The sequence below is a fragment of the Pseudomonas sp. MEJ108 genome (assembly GCF_030208985.1).
GTDB classification, from domain to species: domain Bacteria; phylum Pseudomonadota; class Gammaproteobacteria; order Pseudomonadales; family Pseudomonadaceae; genus Aquipseudomonas; species Aquipseudomonas fragariae.
The window spans coordinates 1-19,790 of sequence record NZ_JARVSW010000009.1 but is presented as its reverse complement, the minus strand read 5'-3'; the positions used below and the strand labels follow the sequence as shown (position 1 = coordinate 19,790).

General features: G+C 59.3%; 2 protein-coding genes and 1 pseudogene. 2 read left to right on the top strand and 1 reads right to left on the bottom strand.

The features are described from left to right. Window positions 1–12: 12 nt before the first annotated feature. Window positions 13–2,100 carry an AIPR family protein gene (locus QRN50_RS04900; RefSeq protein WP_096126870.1) on the top strand — a complete coding sequence of 696 codons (2,088 nt, stop codon included), beginning with the start codon at window positions 13–15 and terminating at the stop codon, window positions 2,098–2,100. A gap of 114 nt (window positions 2,101–2,214) precedes the next feature. Here QRN50_RS04900 and QRN50_RS04895 read toward each other — a convergent pair. Beyond that, window positions 2,215–2,488: pseudogene (locus tag QRN50_RS04895) on the bottom strand (ribonucleotide-diphosphate reductase subunit beta); the annotation flags it as partial. 657 nt (window positions 2,489–3,145) lie between these two features. Between QRN50_RS04895 and QRN50_RS04890 the strand changes: the two are divergent. Continuing rightward, window positions 3,146–19,790, top strand: a 16,645-nt coding sequence (locus tag QRN50_RS04890; protein WP_285427502.1) for a non-ribosomal peptide synthase/polyketide synthase, incomplete at its 3' end; no start/stop codon positions are given.

Below are 19,790 nucleotides of genomic sequence, written 5' to 3'. Positions count from 1 at the left end.
GGAGAGTAGATAATGAATTTGGAAGACTTTCATCGAGAGTTTATCGAAACAGTTAGGGCCAGAGCTGAATCAACGAAAGATTTTATTCGTGCAGTGTTTGTTGATGACTGCGGTGATCGTCTTATAGATGCTGAGGAGTTTTTTTCTTTTGAGAGTTGCCGTTTTGAGGGTGTAGGCATCAAAAAGAGAAAGCTACGTGTAGATGGCTACTATTACGATGATGCTGATAGTTCTCTAACTTTAATGGTGGCCGAGTTCTTTAATGATGACGAAATGGGAACATTCGTTACTCAAGACGTAAAACGTGCTTTTGAACAACTTCGCTCCTATTTAGAGGAGGCTCTGAATGGATCTTTAACTGACGGATCAGTTGATGAGAGTAATCCTGGATACGGTCTGGCTTGTGACTTGATGGATTGGCATTCAAAGATTACAAGATATAAATTTTATTTTGTTACTGATAGGGTTTCAAAAAGTAGACAGAAGGATTGGTTTGAAGAAGAAGTTAAAGATGTTCCTGTGGAGCTGCATATCTGGGACATAGCTCGCTTTCATTCTGCGTACGTGTCCGCTACTGGACGAGATGAGCTTTCTGTGGATTTTTGTACCGCCGATAGCCCTGGCCTGCCATTTCTAGCCGCAGTCCAGTCCGGCGACGAGTATGATGCTTATCTGTGTATGATATCTGGAGATTCTTTGGCGGATATCTATGATAAGTACGGTAGTAGATTGTTAGAGGGTAATGTTCGGACTTTTCTAAGCACCAAAGGCAAAGTGAATTCTGCTATACAAAATACCATACGTCATCGTCCGGAAATGTTTTTTGCTTTCAATAACGGTATAGCCGCCACTGCTGAAAACGTCGTAATCCAAGAGACCCCAGCGGGATTACGTATAACAAATGTTACTAATCTACAGATCGTTAATGGTGGGCAAACTACCGCTTCGCTCGCCTATGCAAAGCGTGGATCTTCAGGAAAGAAGGATTTTGCTGATCTTTCTAACGTAATGGTCCAGATGAAGTTGTCAATTCTCTCTCCCGAGCGGGTTGGTATGCTCACGCCGGAAATCGCTAGATATGCCAACAGTCAGAATAAGGTAAGTGACGCTGATTTTTTTTCAAATCACCCCTATCACATCCGACTGGAGGAGTTTTCTCGCCGTATTTTTACTTCCCCTATCGGTGGGGCTCAGCATGGCACGCACTGGTTCTATGAACGTGCCCGTGGACAGTTTGCGAATGAGCAAGCTAAGCTTACAGCTGCCCAAAAAAATCAGTTTCTTATTCAAAATCCCAAATCACAGTTGTTTAATAAAACTGACGTGGCCAAATATGAAAATAGTTGGCGAGAAATGCCTCATAAAGTAAGTATGGGGGCTCAAAAGAACTTCATGCTTTTTGCAGATGTTATTTCTAAGCTCTGGTCTAATGATGGAAAAAATTACAATGAAGATTATTTTCGCTCGCTTGTTTCGTTGGCTATAATATTTAAAAGGTTAGAGGCACTTGTAAGCCAGCAACCTTGGTACCAAGGAGGTTACAGAGCTAACATTGTGACTTATACGGTTGCCAAGCTGCATAATATGATATCCGAACAAGCGTTAGGGAAGCAGTTAGATCTTCGTGCGATTTGGGATCTGCAATGCGTTCCAGAATGGCTTGTCAGTCAGCTCGTAGTAGTTGCTAAATGTGTTTTTGAAGTTTTAACTGATTCTGAGCGACCTAAAGATAACGTGACTGAATGGGCTAAAACACAAGCCTGTTGGGAGCAGGTTAAACTGCTTGATATACCGTTTAAAAACGACTTCTATGAAAGACTCGTCGATGTGAGCTCGGTGGTTGATGAAGGTAAGAAGTCCAGAAAAACTCAAAAAACCGATGATGGAATTGAAATTCAGATTCAGGTTGCTAGTGTGCCTGGCGCGGAGTGGAATCGAATGCTTAATTGGGGAGGGAAGCATAACCATCTAACGCCTAAGCAACACAGTCTTTTAATGATAGCTTCTCAAATACCTAAAAAGTTGCCCACTGAGAAGCAATGTATCGAGATATGGAAAATTCGTGATGCGATGATCAATGAAGGATTCATTGCTATGTGATTTTCTTAACGTTTTAGGCTCTTGTCATTATTCGGGTTTATATAGAGAAAAAGGCCAAGAAACTTTTGCTAATTGGCCTTTTCACTTCAAACCTTAAACCTTAAACCTTAAACCTTAATCCCAGCTCAACGCCCCACCTGTCTGATACTCAATAACCCGAGTGCTCAAAGAAATTCCTCTCTTTCTTCAAGGCGATGATCTCGCTCATCCAAGGGAACGGGTTGGTCGTCTCTGGACACTTTTCCTTCAAGCCAATCTAGCTCAGGCGGCGGTTAGCGATGAAATTCAGATAGTCCTCCATCATCGCTGCGTTCATGCCGAGTACGCTGCGGGGCATGGTGTCGCGGGCGTATTCGATTTCCAGCTGGGTGCGTTGCTGGATCATCTGTGCGCACGTTGCGCACGGGGGACTCTATGGTCTGATGCCGCTAACGGGCTACTTGGGCACGGGGGCGCCTACTGACTTCGGACTGTTCAGCGTGACAGGCTTCAATGAAACCAAGCGGCTGGCCAGCCAATCGAGCAGCGCCTTGAGCAAAGTTCAAACCCCGAGCCCACCGATCAATCCAGCGCCTCCAGGTAAGGTTATATGCCCGCTTTTTGCTGTGACAAATGAAGCGAAAACGGTTTATTGAATGCGGGATGGTTGCACTGGTAATGCGGGACAAGCACTTCATTTGTGTTTTTCTCTTTGTAAGTGTCAACGCTATTATTGCAGGTCTAGCAGCTTATCCGGGGTCAGCGTCTTTTTTCGTCGGTTCGGGCCGTTCACGACTTAGGGGGAAATATAGAGAAACCCGCAGGCCGGAAGTATCAAGGTGCTACTAGCCGGTACTGTGGGCACATCGATGACATTCTCCCAGGCCCCTATGGCAGTCATGCAGACAGGGCAAGCCAGGTTCTGACAACCGGTTTATCTGCGACAAACTTGTGCTGTAACTACCGAGTTCTGTAGGGAACCTGGTCAGCACTACAGGAATTCGGCAGGGCCGCGAACATCGTCACTCGGCTCCCGAAAGGATATTAAAATCAGGGATGTTTACGCATGACGTCGTCACATCAACACGTATCGAACAACTCCAATGTCTCGTATGAACTATCCTCAGTACAGCAGGGTATCTGGCTCGGTCAAATAGCGAATTCGGACATACCGCTGTACAACATCGGCATGACGCTGGAGATCAAAGGTGATCTCGATATTCCGATGTTCGAGAAGGCTATCAAGCTCGTTGCCAAGCATAACGATGCGCTACGGCTTGCCTTGTTCCAAGAGGGTGATATAGCCCGGCAGAGGGTGCTGCCATCTGTCGATATCACACTCGCGCTCGTCGATTTTTCAGACTACGGTGACAGTGTCGAGCGAGCGCAGGAATACCTTCAACACGCATTTTCCCGACCGTTCAATCCATTGGAAGGCATTCTTTGGGAGGCGCAGCTCGTACGGTGCAGTGCATCCCGTCACTACTGGCTGGGCCGCTACCATCATTTGGTCATGGACGGCGCAGGGGTGACGCTGTTTTGCCATGCAGTCGAGAAGGCCTACAACAATTTACTGGTGGGCATCGACGCGTTCGAGGAAGGCCCTTCCTACAGCGACTTCTTGGCCAAAGACCAGGCCTATCTGAATTCGCCGCGCCTGGAGCGTGACCGGTCGTTTTGGCGCGAACGTTACGCACATATACCGCCATCCCTGCTGCAGTGGTCCGGCGACCATGCCGTGGGTTCGATGTGCAAGAGCGGTCATATTCGCTCGACGATCAAGCGTGACCTGTTCAATGCTGTGGCCGCGGTTGCCACCGAGCATGGCCTTTCTCCTGTCACGGTATTCTTTGCAGTCGTCAGTGCCTATTTTTCACGCGTCGGTGGTGCAGAAGAAGTCATCATCGGCATGCCCCTGCATAACCGCACGACGGCCCGCCAGAAGCAGACGATCGGGATGTTTTCTTCTGTCATCCCGGTCGGCGTACGGGTTGACCCCAATCGTTCCCTGCTCGAATTGATGGGCGATGTGGCCGCCGAATTGCGACGCTGCTACCGCCACGAGCACTTCCCGATTGCCGAACTGAATCGTGCTCTGAATATTGGCCATTCCAGGCGCAAGCAGATCTTCGATATCACGCTTTCATTCGAAAAATTTGACGCAGACTTTGTCTTTGGCGGCGCCCCTTCGAAGGCGATCAGGATGTACAGCGGCTTCGATCAGACGCCGCTCTCAATCGCTATCTGTGATTACTATTCGGATGAAGATGTAGTCGTTGACTTCAACTTCAATCTGGCCTGCTTTCGCCCGGACGAAGTTGAGCGGATTCGGGACCGCATTACGCTGCTCCTGGAGTCGGTTGCCGCTCATGAATCGACGCCGATTGGCCAGCTTGCGCTTATGGGGAAAGCGGAACGCCGGCAAGTGCTTGTCGAGTTCAACGCGACACATCAGGCCTTGCAACAGGATCTATTGGTCCATCAGCTTTTCGAACAGCAAGCGCAGCAGCAGCCTCAAGCGCTTGCACTGGTCTGCGGCGACCAGCGTGTGACCTACGCTGAACTCAGCGAACGCAGCAATCAGGTGGCTGATGTCTTGCTGTCGCTGGGCATTGCTCCGGACGACCGTGTAGCGATCTGTGTGGAGCGCAGTGTGGAGATGGTGGTGGGCTTGCTGGGGATTCTGAAGGCGGGCGGTGCCTACGTGCCGCTGGACCCTGGGTATCCGCCGGAGCGGTTGCGCTACATGCTGGAGGACAGCGCGCCGGTGGCGGTGCTGGTGCAGCGTACGACCCGGGACTTGCTAGGTGCGCTGGCGATGCCGGTGCTGGATCTGCAAAGCGTGAACCGGGCGGCTGAAGCCGAGCATGACTGCGTGTTGCCGACGGTCGCGCCACAGCACCTGGCTTATGTGATCTATACCTCGGGTTCGACCGGCCAGCCCAAGGGCGTGATGATCGAGCACCGCAATCTCGTGAACCTAGTGGCCTGGCATTGCGAGGCGTTCAATCTGACCCATCGCAAGCGGGTTTCGAGCGTGGCGGGCGTCGGTTTCGATGCTTGCGTCTGGGAACTATGGCCAGCGCTGTGCGTGGGAGCCAGCCTGTCGCTGTTGCCTGGACAAGCGCTTGGCAATGATGTCGATGTGCTGCTGGGATGGTGGCGTCGGCAAGAACTGGATGTGAGCTTCTTGCCTACGCCGATTGCCGAGATTGCGTTCGCCCAAGGGATCGAGCCGGCGTCGCTGCAAACGTTGCTGATCGGTGGAGACCGGTTGCGTCAGTTTCCCAATCCGGATAGTCGGGTTGCGCTGATCAACAACTATGGTCCGACCGAGACCACGGTTGTGGCCACATCCGGTCTGGTCGATGCAACGCAGTCGGTATTGCACATAGGCCGTCCGATAGCCAATACGCAGGTTTACCTGTTGGATGCGCACGGCCAGCCGGTACCCATCGGGGTGAGCGGCGAGATTTATATCGGCGGCGCAGGGGTTGCCCGGGGTTATCTGAACAGGCCGGAACTGACGGCGGAGCGTTTTCTGGATGACCCGTTCAGTGCCGAACTGGCGGCGCGGATGTACAGGACCGGCGATCTGGGACGCTGGTTGGCGGACGGCAATATCGAGTACCTGGGGCGCAATGACGATCAGGTCAAGCTCCGGGGAGTTCGTATCGAGCTGGGCGAGATCGAGGCGCAACTGAGACAGATCGCGGACATCAGGGACGCGGTGGTGATTGCCCAGGAGGATACGCCGGGTGAAAAGCGTCTGACGGCGTATTACACGATGCAGGAAGCTGCACAGGCGATTACGGCACAGACGTTACGTGCTGCCTTGCAGGCGAGGCTGCCGGAATACATGGTGCCGGCGGCGTATGTGAAATTGTCCGAATGGCCGCTGACACCGAACGGCAAGCTGGATCGGCGGGCATTGCCGGCGCCGGGGGACGACGCTTATGCCAGTCGTGACTACGAGGCGCCGGCAGGCGAAGTCGAGCGTGCGCTGGCGGATATCTGGCAGGAGCTGCTCGGTGTTGATCGGGCGGGGCGCAATGATCACTTCTTCGAGCTGGGTGGGCATTCGCTGCTGGCGATGAGGCTTATCTCCCTGGTCCGGCAGCGTTTGAACGTGGAGTTGGAACTGGCCGCGTTATTCGCCCATCCGCAGCTCGAGGCGCTTGCCTGCGTGGTGGCGCAGGCACAAAACAATACGTTGCCGCAGATTGTGCAAACGTCACGAGAGGCGCGACTGCCGCTGTCGTTTGCTCAGCAACGGTTGTGGTTTCTGGCGCAAATGGAAGGTGCCAGCGCTGCTTACCACATACCGGCGGGGCTGCGCATCGTCGGCGCGCTGGATGAGGCGGCCTTGCAGCGTGCGTTGAACCGCATTGTGGCGCGTCACGAAGTACTGCGCACAACGTTTGTCCAGACCGGGGATCAGGCCGTAGAGCTGTGCATCCATCCCGAGGAAACAGGCTGCCCGTTGCGCAAGTACGATCTCACGACGCATGCCGATAGCTCGAGTGAGTTGGCACGACTGATTAACGAAGAAGCCATTGGGCGCTTCGATCTTCAGCAGGGACCGCTGATTCGAGGGAGTCTGGTTCGGCTGAGCGATGCAGAGCATGTGTTGCTGTTGACGATGCACCACATCGTATCGGATGGCTGGTCGATGGGCGTGTTGACGCGCGAGTTGGGAGCACTCTACGCGAGCGGTTGCCAAGCTGAGGCAGACCCGTTGCCGCAGTTGTCGATCCAGTACGCGGACTATGCGGTGTGGCAACGAGGCTGGTTGAGCGGCGCGGTATTGCACAAGCAAAGTACCTACTGGCAGACCGCTCTACTCGATGCGCCGGCATTGCTGATGTTGCCCTCTGATCGTGTCCGTCCGGCGCAGCAGGACTATACGGGCGATGCGGTGCCCGTGGTGCTGGATGCGACGCTGAGCCACGAGCTCAAGGCGCTGAGTCGGCGGCACGGCACGACCCTGTTCATGACATTGCTGGCGGGCTGGGCGACGGTATTGAGTCGTTTGTCGGGGCAGGATGAGGTGGTGATCGGTTCGCCGGTGGCGAACCGGATGAGCGCTGAGGTCGAGGGCCTGATCGGGTTTTTTGTCAATACCCTGGCGTTGCGCGTGAATGTGTCGAACGATCCGACGGTCGAGACATTGCTGAGTCGCGTCAAGGCCTGCACGCTGGAGGCGTATGAACACCAGGATCTGCCGTTCGAGCAGGTGGTGGAGTTGCTCAAGCCGGTGCGCAGCTTGTCCCATAGCCCGCTGTTCCAGGCGATGCTGTCGTGGCAGAACACGCCGCCGGCAGAACTGGCGTTGGCGGGGCTGGAGCTAACGCTGCTGGATTCGGTAGCACGCACCACCAAGTACGATGTGTCCCTCGACTTGGCGGAGGTGGAGGGACGGATCGTCGGTTCGCTGGAATATGCGACGGCGCTGTTCGACCGCGAGACGGCCCAACGCTACGTGGCGTATCTGGAACGGGTGCTGCGTGCGATGGTCGAGAACGAGCGCCAGGTGGTGGGCGCGATCGAGCTTTTGGGCGAAACCGAACGTCGGCAAGTGCTTGTCGAGTTCAACGCGACACATCATGCCTGGCAACAGGATCTATTGGTCCATCAACTTTTCGAACAGCAAGCGCAGCAGCAGCCTCAAGCGCTTGCACTGGTGTGCGGCAACGAGCGTGTGACATACGCGGACCTCAACGAACGCAGCAATCAGGTGGCTGATGTCTTGCTGTCACTGGGCATTGCTCCGGACGACCGCGTGGCGATCTGTGTGGAACGCAGTGTGGAGATGGTGGTGGGCTTGCTGGGGATCCTGAAGGCGGGCGGTGCCTACGTGCCGCTGGACCCTGGGTATCCGCCGGAGCGGTTGCGCTACATGCTGGAGGACAGCGCGCCGGTGGCGGTGCTGGTGCAGCGTACGACCCGGGACTTGCTGGGGGCGCTGGCAATGCCGGTGCTGGATCTGCAAAGCGTGAACCGGGCGGCTGAAGCCAAGCATGATCGTGTGTTGCCGACGGTCACGCCACAGCACCTGGCTTATGTGATCTATACCTCGGGTTCGACCGGTCAGCCCAAGGGCGTGATGATCGAGCATCGCGCCATTGTGAACCGCCTGTTGTGGGCACAGGACCAATATCGGCTGAGTCGCGAAGACCGCGTCTTGCAAAAGACACCGTTCGGTTTTGACGTGTCGGTCTGGGAATTTTTTCTACCCTTGCTCGCGGGTGCGCAATTGGTGATCGCGCGTCCGGGAGGTCATCAGGACCCCGAGTATCTGGCCGGGTTGATCGCAGACTCGGGTGTCACGATATTGCATTTCGTACCGTCCATGTTGCAGAGCTTCCTCAATCAGGCTGGCCCGCTGGCCTGTAGCACATTGCGGCAGGTGTTCTGTAGCGGCGAGGCGTTGCCCTATAGTTTGCAAAAGCACTTCGAGCAACGCTTTGCACATGCGCAATTGCATAACCTGTATGGCCCCACTGAAGCCGCTGTCGACGTCACCTACTGGCACTGTGTGCCCGACCTGCATGCGGGGATCGTGCCGATCGGCCGGCCGGTCGCCAATACCCTGATGTATCTGCTGGACCCGCACATGCAACCGGTCCCGGTTGGCGTCTGCGGCGAGATTTATATCGCGGGTATACAGCTCGCGCGCGGCTATTTGAATCGTGATGCGCTGACCGCAGAGCGGTTCGTGAAAGACCGTTTCAGCAACGACCCGACGGCGCGGATGTACAGGAGCGGCGATTTGGGTCGTTGGCTGGCGGACGGCAATATCGAATACCTGGGACGCAACGACGATCAGGTCAAGCTCCGTGGCTTCCGTATCGAACTGGGCGAGATTGAGGCGCAGCTGGCTGGGTGCCCTGGTGTCGGAGAGGCGGTGGTGATTGCCCGGGAAGACACGCCGGGTGATAAACGTCTGATCGCGTATTACACGACGCGAGAAGCGAAAGAGACTATTGCGGTGCAGACGCTACGGGCGGCCTTGCAGGCGAGTCTTCCGGAGTACATGGTGCCGGCCGCGTATGTGAAATTGCCGGGGTGGCCGCTGACACCTAACGGCAAGCTGAATCGCCGGGCGTTGCCTGTGCCGGAGGCTGACGCTTATGTGAGCCGCGGCTACGAAGCGCCGTGCGGGACGGTCGAGAGGGCGCTTGCCGAAATCTGGCAAGAGCTGCTTGGTGTCGAACGGGTGGGTCGCCACGATCACTTCTTCGAGCTGGGTGGGCATTCGCTACTGGCCGTCAGTCTGATGGGCCGGATGCGTCAAGCGGGACTGTCGGCGGATGTGCGGATGCTGTTTGCCCAGCCAACCCTTTCGGCGTTTGCCGAGGTATTGGGTAACGGTCATCAGGTGGAAGTACCCGCCAACGGAATCGTGGTCGGGTGCACACGAATTACACCGTCGATGTTACCGCTCGCGGACCTGAGCGAGGACGCCATCGAGCGGATTGTGCGTGCTGTGCCAGGCGGGACGGCGAACGTCCAGGATATCTATGCACTGGCGCCACTGCAGGAAGGGGTGTTGTTCCACCACCTTGCGTCGGTCGAGGGTGATCCCTATTTGCTAAATACGCGTTTTGCGCTGCCAAGCGAAGATCACTTGAAGGCGTTTGTGCGGGCACTTCAGGGCGTGATTGCCAGGCATGACATCTTGAGAACAGCAGTGCTGTGGGAGGGGCTTGACGAGCCGGTTCAGACAGTCTGGCGCGAAGCGCCATTGGCCGTGGAGGCGTTGGCGCTGAAGGCGGCCGACGGAGACATCGAACAGCAACTCCAGGAGCGCTTCGACCCCAGGCATTTTCGGCTGGATTTGACGAAAGCGCCCTTGATGAAGATGGCTTACGCCTACGACGAAGCGAATAGTCGCTGGGTGGCGATTCTGCTGTTTCACCACATGGTGCTGGACCATATGGCGCTGGAAGTGGTGCAACGTGAGGTGCAGGCGGATCTGCTGGGGCAGGCAGCCGGCCTGCCGGATTCGGTACCCTATCGCAATCATGTGGCGCAGGCGCGATTGGGCGTAAGCCAAGCGGCGCATGAAGCGTTCTTCCAGGAAATGCTCGGTCAGGTGACAGAACCGACGCTGCCATTCGGTTTGCACGATGTGCAGGGCGATGGTCGGGACATCAAGCAAGCCAGGCAGGCGGTGTCCGCAGATCTGGCGGGCAGGATCCGTCGGCAAGCCAAAAGTCTGGGCGTTAGTGCTGCCAGCCTGCATCATCTGGCCTGGGCGCAGGTGCTGGGGCGCACGTCGGGCCGGGAAGACGTGGTATTCGGTACGGTGTTGCTGGGACGCATGCAGGGGGGCGATGGCGCCGACCGCTCGTTGGGGATGTTCATCAACACCTTGCCGTTGTGCCTGAACGTCGGTGAGCAAGGCGTGCGTGAGGGGGTGAAGGCCACGCATGCCCGCCTGACCGCGCTGCTCGGTCACGAACATGCGTCGTTGGCGCTGGCGCAACGCTGCAGCGCCATTGCTCCGCCGTTGCCGCTGTTCAGCGCGCTGCTGAATTACCGCCACAGCGCCGAGCCGCAAGTCTCGGAGCAGGGAGACCGCGCCTGGGGCGGAATCGAGGTCCTGGGCTGGAATGAGCGAACCAACTATCCGCTGACACTGGCTGTGGACGATCTGGGCGAGGGCTTTGCCCTGACCGTTCAAGCCACGGCGGGGATCGATCCGCAGCGGGTATGTGCTTACATGGAGACGGCGCTGGAGAGTCTGGTCGATGCGCTGGAACACTCACCTGAGTCGTTGCTGCGCAGTCTGGAGATGCTGCCGCGATCCGAGCGTCAGTTGCTGCAGGAGTGGAATGCGACGGCCGTGGATTACCCGCAAGGCGCCTGCGTCCATCAGTTATTCGAAGCGCAAGTGGAAAAGACGCCAGAAGCGATTGCGCTGGTATTTGAGGCGCGCACATTCACTTATGCGCAACTGAATGCGCGCGCCAACCAGTTGGCGCATCATCTGATCGGCCTGGGCATCGGGCCGGATGACCGGGTGGCGATCTGCGTAGAGCGCAGCCCGGAAATGGTGGTGGGCTTGCTGGGGATCCTGAAGGCGGGCGCTGCTTACGTGCCGCTGGACCCGGCGTATCCGGAGCAGCGGTTGCGCTACATGCTGGAAGACAGCGCGCCGGCGGCGGTGCTGGTGCAGAGTGCGACCCGGGCGTTGCCGGGCGAGTTGGCGGTGCCGCTGCTGGACCTGGAAGGCGGGTGCTGGGAAGCTGAGGCTGACCATGATCCAGTGGCGCGAGCCGTCAAGCCGGATCATCTGGCCTATGTGATCTATACCTCAGGCTCGAGCGGCCAACCCAAGGGCGTGTTGATCGAGCAAAGGGGCTTTCTAAACCTGATGCACTGGTATCTGGCCGAGCTGAAACTGGCTTCCGATGATGCCGTGCTGCTTGTTTCCTCCTATAGCTTCGATCTGACGCAAAAAAATATTCTCGGTCCGTTATTGGTCGGTGGAACACTGCACCTGGCCAGAGAGGCTTTCATTCCCGAAGTGCTGCTGGAGCAGATTCAACGCGAGTGTATTACCCACATCAATCTTTCACCCAGTGCGTTCAACACACTCATCGATGCAAACGATTCAAGACAGCTCGACAGCATTCGCCGGGTGGTACTGGGCGGAGAGCCTATTCAAGTCGCCAGGCTGGAAATGCTTCCCGAGCCGAGGCCCGAATTCATTAACAGTTACGGGCCCACGGAGTGTAGCGACGTGGTGGCCTGGCACAGACTGATTGACGATATCGACTGTTATCGGTCTTCGGTATTTCCAATCGGCCGTCCGATATCGAACACACGGATTTACCTGTTGGATGCGCACGGCCAGCCGGTACCGATCGGGGTCAGCGGCGAGATCCATATCGGCGGTGCGGGGGTTGCCCGTGGCTATCTGAATCTGCCGGAACTGACGGCGGAGCGTTTCCTGGATGACCCGTTCAGTGCCGAGCCGACAGCGCGGATGTACAGGAGCGGCGATCTGGGGCGCTGGCTGGCGGACGGCAATATCGAGTATCTGGGGCGTAACGACGATCAGGTCAAGCTCCGTGGCTTCCGTATCGAGCTGGGCGAGATCGAGTCACAGCTGGCGGCTTGCTCCGGAGTCAGGGAGGCGGTGGTGCTGGTACGCGAGCACCGTCCCGGTGACAAACGCCTGGTGGCGTACCTGACGGCGCAGGAAGGTGTCGAGTTGTCGGCGGCGCAGTTGCGTGAGCAACTGTCGCAAGGGCTGGCGGAGTACATGATTCCGAGTGCCTTCGTAACGCTGGCGCGTTTCCCGCTAACGCCAAACGGCAAGCTGGATCGACGGGCATTGCCGGCGCCGGAGGACGACGCTTATGCCAGTCGTGATTACGAGGCGCCGGCAGGTGACGTCGAGCATGCGCTGGCGCAGATCTGGCAGGCATTGCTGGGGCTGGAGCGGGTAGGTCGTCATGACCACTTCTTCGAACTGGGCGGCCATTCGTTACTGGCGGTACAACTGGTGTCGCGTCTGCGTCAGCGCTTCGAAGTCGAGGTGGCACTGCGGGATGTGTTTGCCGAGCCGACGCTGCAAGGTCTGGCACGCCAAGTGGCGAATGCCCGGCTCTCGGCGCAGACGCCGTTGACGCCGGTCGACCGCAATCTGCCATTGCCGCTGTCGTGGGCGCAGCAGCGCTTGTGGTTCCTCGATCAACTGGATCGGGCGGCGGGAGCCGCTTATCACATCCCGGCGGGACTGCGCTTGCGCGGCCGATTGGACAGCGAGGCCTTGCAGGCCACGCTGGACCGGATCGTGGCGCGCCACGAAACCCTGCGCACCCATTTTGCCTTGCACGAGGGCCAGGCGATCCAGGTGATCGCGCCGGAGACCCAGGGTTTCGCCCTGGCGAGCCATGACCTGCGCGCTCTGGACAGCGCGGCACAACACGAGGCCGTAGAGCGGCTCGCTCGCGATGAGGCGCTGGCGCCGTTCGACTTGTCGAGTGGTCCGCTGATTCGCGGACGACTTGTGCAACTGTCGCAGACGGAGCACATCCTGCTGGTGACGCAGCACCATATCGTTTCGGACGGTTGGTCGACGGGCGTTCTGCTGCAGGAAATCGGTACGTTGTACCGCGCCTTCAGCCAGGGGCTGCCCGACCCTCTGCCGGCACTGGCCTTCCAGTATGTCGACTACGCGGCGTGGCAGCGGCGGTGGCTGCAGGGCGAAACCCTGCACACGCAGGTCGACTTCTGGCGGCAGCACCTGAGTGGCGCACCGGCCTTGCTGGAGCTGCCAACCGACCACCGCCGCCCACCGTTGCGCAGTTACGCAGGCGGAAGGGTGAGCCTGGCCCTGAGCCCGGCATTGACGGCAGGGTTGCGCCAGTTGGGCCAGCGTCACGGTGCGACGCTGTTCATGACCTTGCTGGTGGGCTGGTCGAGTCTGCTGAGCCGCTTCAGCGGACAGGACGATGTGGTGATCGGCACGCCGGTGGCAAATCGTCCGCGCAGCGAACTGGAATCGCTGATCGGCTTCTTCGTCAACACACTGGCGCTGCACATCAGGCCGCAAGGGCACCTGAGCGTGGCGGCGTTGCTGGAGCAGGTCAAGGCGGTCATGCTGGCGGCGCATGCGCATCAGGACCTGCCGTTCGAGCAGGTGGTGGAGGCGCTGCAGCCCCCGCGCAGCCTGGGCCATAGCCCGATCTTCCAGGTCATGCTGGCGCTGAACAACACCCCGGGCGGCGGCGAACTCAGCCTGCCGGAGCTGAGCCTGGAGCCGCTGCAAGCGCCGCACACGACGGCCCAGTTCGACCTGTCGCTTGCGCTGGTCGAGGCGGATGGCGGCTTGATCGGCTCTCTGGAATACGCGAGCGATCTGTTCGAACGCGCGACGATCGAGCGGATGGCGGGGCACCTGCAAGTGCTCTTGGAAGGCATGGTGGCGGATGACCAGCAAGCGGTCGGACAACTGCCGCTGCTGTCCTGTGAGCAACGTCGGCAGGTGTTGGAGTCGTTCAACGATACGGCAGCGGCCTACCCGGCGGACAGGTTGCTCCATCAACTGTTCGAGGAGCAGGCGGCGCAACAACCGGATGCCCTCGCGGTGGTCGATGAAACCGCAAGCCTGACTTATGGCGAACTCAACGCCCGGGCGAATCGACTGGCACATTATCTGATCGGCCTGGGTATCCAGCCGGATGATCGGGTTGCGATCTGTGCGCAGCGCAGCCTGGAAATGGTGGTGGGCTTGCTGGGTATTCTGAAGGCGGGCGGTGCGTACGTGCCGCTGGACCCTGGGTATCCGCCTGAGCGATTGCGCTACATGCTGGAAGACAGCGCGCCGGTAGCAGTGCTGGTGCAAGAGGCTCTGCAGGAATGCCTGCCGGCGGTGAATGTGCCGCAGGTCGTGTTGGACAGCGTGGACCTGTCCTCAGGGACCGGTGGGCTGCCGTGTGGCAATCCGGATCTTGATGCCCTGGAGCTGACGTCGAGAATGCCGGCTTATGTGATGTATACATCCGGCTCCTCGGGAGAGCCGAAGGGCGTGCTGATTGAGCACCGCAGTGTGCTGCGTCTGGTTATCAATAATCCTTATGCCAGGATCACCACAGAGGATTGCGTTGCGCATGGCGCCAATACGGCCTTCGACGCTTCGACCTGGGAAATCTGGAGTGCGCTGCTCAATGGGGCGAAACTGTTGGTTGTGTCTCAGGCGACGCTGCTCAATCCCGCGCGCTTGAACCATGTATTGATTGAAGGTGGCGTGAGCGCTTTATGGTTGACTGCTGGATTGTTCAATGAATATGTCGATGTACTCGCCGTTGCCTTCTCAAAGCTGCGATATCTCCTGGTCGGTGGGGATGTGCTCGATCCAGTGAGCGTTGCGAAGGTTTTGTCCCGCGCCCATCGCCCGAGGCATCTGATCAATGGCTATGGACCAACGGAAACAACGACCTTTGCCAGCACCTATGAGATCCATGCGCTGTCCGACAATTCGCGCTCGATTCCTATTGGCCGCCCCATCGGCAACACACGCATTTACCTATTGGATGCACACGGCCAGCCGGTGCCCATCGGGGTCAGCGGCGAGATTCATATCGGCGGTGCGGGGGTTGCCCGGGGTTATCTGAATCTGCCGGAATTGACGGCGGAGCGTTTCCTGGACGACCCGTTCAGTGCCGAGCCGGCGGCGCGGATGTACAGGAGCGGCGATTTGGGACGCTGGCTGGCGGACGGCAATATCGAGTACCTGGGGCGCAACGACGATCAGGTCAAGCTCCGCGGCTTCCGTATCGAGCTGGGCGAGATCGAGTCGCAGCTGGCGGCTTGCCCCGGTGTCAGGGAGGCGGTGGTGCTGGTGCGCGAGCACCGTCCCGGCGACAAACGCCTGGTGGCGTACCTGACGGCGCAGGAAAGTGTCGAGTTGTCGGCGGCACAGTTGCGCGAGCAACTGTCGCAAGGGCTGGCGGAGTACATGATCCCGAGTGCCTTTGTAACGCTGGCGCGTTTCCCGCTAACGCCGAACGGCAAGCTGGATCGTCGGGCATTGCCGGCGCCGGAGGACGACGCTTATGCCAGCCGTGGCTACGAGGCGCCTGCTGGTGAAATCGAGCATGCGCTGGCAGAGATCTGGCAGGCGTTGCTGGGGCTGGAGCGGGTAGGGCGTCATGACCACTTCTTCGAACTGGGCGGCCATTCGTTGCTGGCGGTGCAGCTGGTTTCGCGTCTGCGTCAGCGCTTCGAAGTCGAGGTGGCGCTGCGGGATGTGTTTGCCGAGCCGACACTGCAAGGTCTGGCACGTCAGGTGGCGAACGCCCGGCTCTCGGCGCAGACGCCGTTGACGCCGGTCGACCGCGATCTGCCATTGCCGCTGTCGTGGGCGCAACAACGCTTGTGGTTCCTTGATCAACTGGACCGGGCGGCGGGAGCCGCCTATCACATCCCGGCGGGGCTGCGCTTGCGCGGCCGATTGGACAGCGACGCCTTGCAGGCCACGCTGGACCGGATCGTTGCGCGCCACGAAGCACTGCGCACCCACTTTGCCTTGCACGAGGGCCAGGCGATCCAGGTGATCGCGCCGGAGACCCAAGGTTTCGCCCTGGCGAGCCATGACCTGCGCGCTTTGGACAGCGCGGCGCAACACGAGGCCGTAGAGCGGCTCGCTCGCGAGGAGGCGCTGGCGCCGTTCGACTTGTCGAGCGGCCCGCTGATCCGCGGGCGGCTTGTGCAACTGTCGGAGACGGAGCACATCCTGCTGGTGACACAGCACCATATCGTTTCGGACGGTTGGTCGACGGGCGTTCTGCTGCACGAAATCGGTACGTTGTACCGCGCCTTCAGCCAAGGGCTGGCCGACCCTCTGCCGGCACTGGCCTTCCAGTATGTCGACTACGCGGCGTGGCAGCGGCAATGGTTGCAGGGCGAAACCCTGCAAACGCAGGTCGATTTCTGGCGGCAGCACCTGAGCGGCGCACCGGCCTTGCTGGAGCTGCCAACCGACCATCGCCGCCCACCGTTGCGCAGTTACGCAGGTGGAAGGGTGAGCCTGGCCCTGAGCCCGGCATTGACGGCGGGGTTGCGACAGTTGGGCCAGCGTCACGGTGCGACGCTGTTCATGACCTTGCTGGTGGGCTGGTCGAGTCTGTTGAGCCGCTTCAGCGGGCAGGATGATGTGGTGATCGGCACGCCGGTGGCGAATCGTCCGCGCAGCGAACTGGAGTCGCTGATCGGCTTCTTCGTCAACACACTGGCGCTGCGCATCAGGCCGGAAGGGCGCCTGAGCGTGGCGGCGTTGCTGGAGCAGGTCAAGGCGGTCATGCTGGCGGCGCATGCGCATCAGGACCTGCCGTTCGAGCAGGTGGTCGAGGCGCTGCAACCACCGCGCAGCCTGGGCCATAGCCCGATCTTCCAGGTCATGCTGGCGCTGAACAACACCCCGGGCGGCGGCGAACTCAGCCTGCCGGAGCTGAGCCTGGAGCCGCTGCAAGCGCCGCACACGACGGCCCAGTTCGACCTGTCGCTTGCGCTGGTCGAGGCGGATGGCGGTTTGATCGGCTCTCTGGAATACGCGAGCGATCTGTTCGAGCGTGCGACGATCGAGCGGATCGCGGGGCACCTGCAGGTACTTCTGGAAGGCATGGTGGCGGATGACCAGCAATCGGTCGGAGAACTGCCGCTGCTGTCCTGCGAGCAACGTCGGCAGGTACTGGAGTCGTTCAACGATACGGCAGCGGCCTACCCGGCGGACACGTTGATCCATCAACTGTTCGAGGAACAGGTGGCACAACAACCGGATGCCCTCGCGGTGGTCGATGACGCCGGAAGCCTGACCTATGGCGAACTCAACGCGCGGGCGAATCGACTGGCACATTATCTGATCGGCCTGGGTATCCAGCCGGATGATCGGGTCGCGATCTGTGCGCAACGCAGCCTGGAAATGGTGGTGGGCTTGCTGGGTATTTTTAAGGCAGGTGGTGCATATGTGCCGCTTGACCCTGCGTATCCGGAGCAGCGGTTGCGCTACATGCTTGAGGACAGCGCACCGGTGGCGGTGCTGGTGCAGGCCGAGACCCGGAGGTTACTGGGCGAGTTGGCGGTGCGGACGCTCGATCTGCAAGAGGGCGACTGGGAGGTTGAACCTGAACACAATCCCGTGGTGCCGGCCATCACGCCGCAGCACCTGGCCTATGTGATTTATACCTCGGGTTCCTCCGGTAAACCCAAAGGCGTGGGCGGTCCACATCAGGCCATGGTTAACCGTCTTTACTGGATGCATAACACTTTCGGTGGTCAGCGACTCGAAAAGCATGCACAAAAAACGTCGATCAGTTTTCTTGATTCGGTGACTGAAACGCTGATGCCCTTACTGTTTGGCGCGCAACTGCATATCGTGTCGCCGCTGGCCTCCAGGGATCCGCTACAGCTATGGCAGGCGGTTACAGAGCATCAGTTGACCCGTCTGGTTCTTGTCCCTTCACTGCTGGAAGAACTGTCGAGAATAGAGAACCGACAAGTTTCGCCAGAAAAGCGGCTGATCGTTTGCAGTGGCGAGGTGTTTTCGTCCTCCCTGCTTGCTCGCACTCGCGCCTGGTTACCTTCGGCCACGATACTGAATTTCTACGGTTCGTCGGAAGCGGCGGGTGACTCTACTTTTTACCTGTGCGACAGCGCTGTTCAAGCGGGTCATTCACTTCCGATAGGCCGTCCGATCGCGAATACACGGATTTACCTGCTGGATGCACATGGCCAGCCGGTACCGATCGGGGTCATTGGCGAGATCCATATCGGCGGTGCGGGGGTTGCCCGTGGCTATCTGAATATGCCGGAACTGACGGCGGAGCGGTTCCTGGACGACCCATTCAGTGCCGAGCCGACAGCGCGGATGTACAGGAGCGGCGATCTGGGGCGCTGGCTGGCGGACGGCAATATCGAGTACCTGGGGCGCAACGACGATCAGGTCAAGCTCCGGGGTTTCCGTATCGAGCTGGGCGAGATTGAGTCGCAGCTGGCGGCTTGCCCCGGGGTCAGGGAGGCGGTGGTAGTGGCGCGCGAGCACCGTCCCGGCGACAAACGCCTGGTGGCGTACCTGACGGCGCAGGAAGGCGCCGTGTTGTCGGCGGCGCAGTTGCGCGAGCAGCTGTCGCAAGGGCTGGCGGAATACATGATTCCGAGTGCCTTCGTAACGCTGGCGCGTTTCCCGCAAACGCCGAGCGGCAAGCTGGATCGTCGGGCATTGCCGGCGCCGGAGGACGACGCTTATGCCAGCCGTGATTACGAGGCGCCGGCAGGTGAAGTCGAGCATGCGCTGGCGGAGATCTGGCAGGCGTTGCTGGGGCTGGAGCGGGTGGGTCGCCATGACCACTTCTTCGAACTGGGTGGCCATTCTTTACTGGCGGTGCAACTGGTTTCGCGTCTGCGTCAGCGCTTCGAAGTCGAGGTAGCACTGCGGGATGTGTTCGCCGAGCCGACGCTGCAAGGTCTGGCACGTCAGGTGGCGAACGCCCGGCTCTCGGCGCAGACGCCGTTGACGCTGGTCGACCGCGATCTGCCATTGCCGCTGTCGTGGGCGCAGCAGCGCTTGTGGTTCCTTGATCAACTGGATCGGGCGGCGGGAGCCGCCTATCACATCCCGGCGGGGCTGCGCTTGCGCGGCCGATTGGACAGCGAGGCCTTGCAGGCCACGCTGGACCGGATCGTGGCGCGCCACGAAACCCTGCGCACCCATTTTGCCTTGCACGAGGGTCAGGCGATCCAGGTGATCGCGCCGGAGACCCAGGGTTTCGCCCTGGTCACTCATGACCTGCGCGCTCTGGACAGCGCAGCGCAACACGAGGCGGTGCAGCAGCTCGCTGGCGAGGAGGCGCTGGCGCCGTTCGACTTGTCGAGGGGGCCGCTGATTCGCGGACGGCTTGTGCAACTGTCGGAGACGGAGCACATCCTGCTGGTGACGCAGCACCATATCGTTTCGGACGGTTGGTCGACGGGCGTTCTGCTGCACGAAATCGGTACGTTGTACCGGGCCTTCAGCCAGGGGCTGGCCGACCCTCTGCCGGCACTGGCCTTCCAGTATGTCGACTACGCCGCGTGGCAGCGGCAGTGGTTGCAGGGCGAGACGCTGCAAACGCAGGTCGACTTCTGGCGGCAGCACCTGAGCGGCGCACCGGCCTTGCTGGAGCTGCCAACCGACCACCGCCGCCCACCGTTGCGCA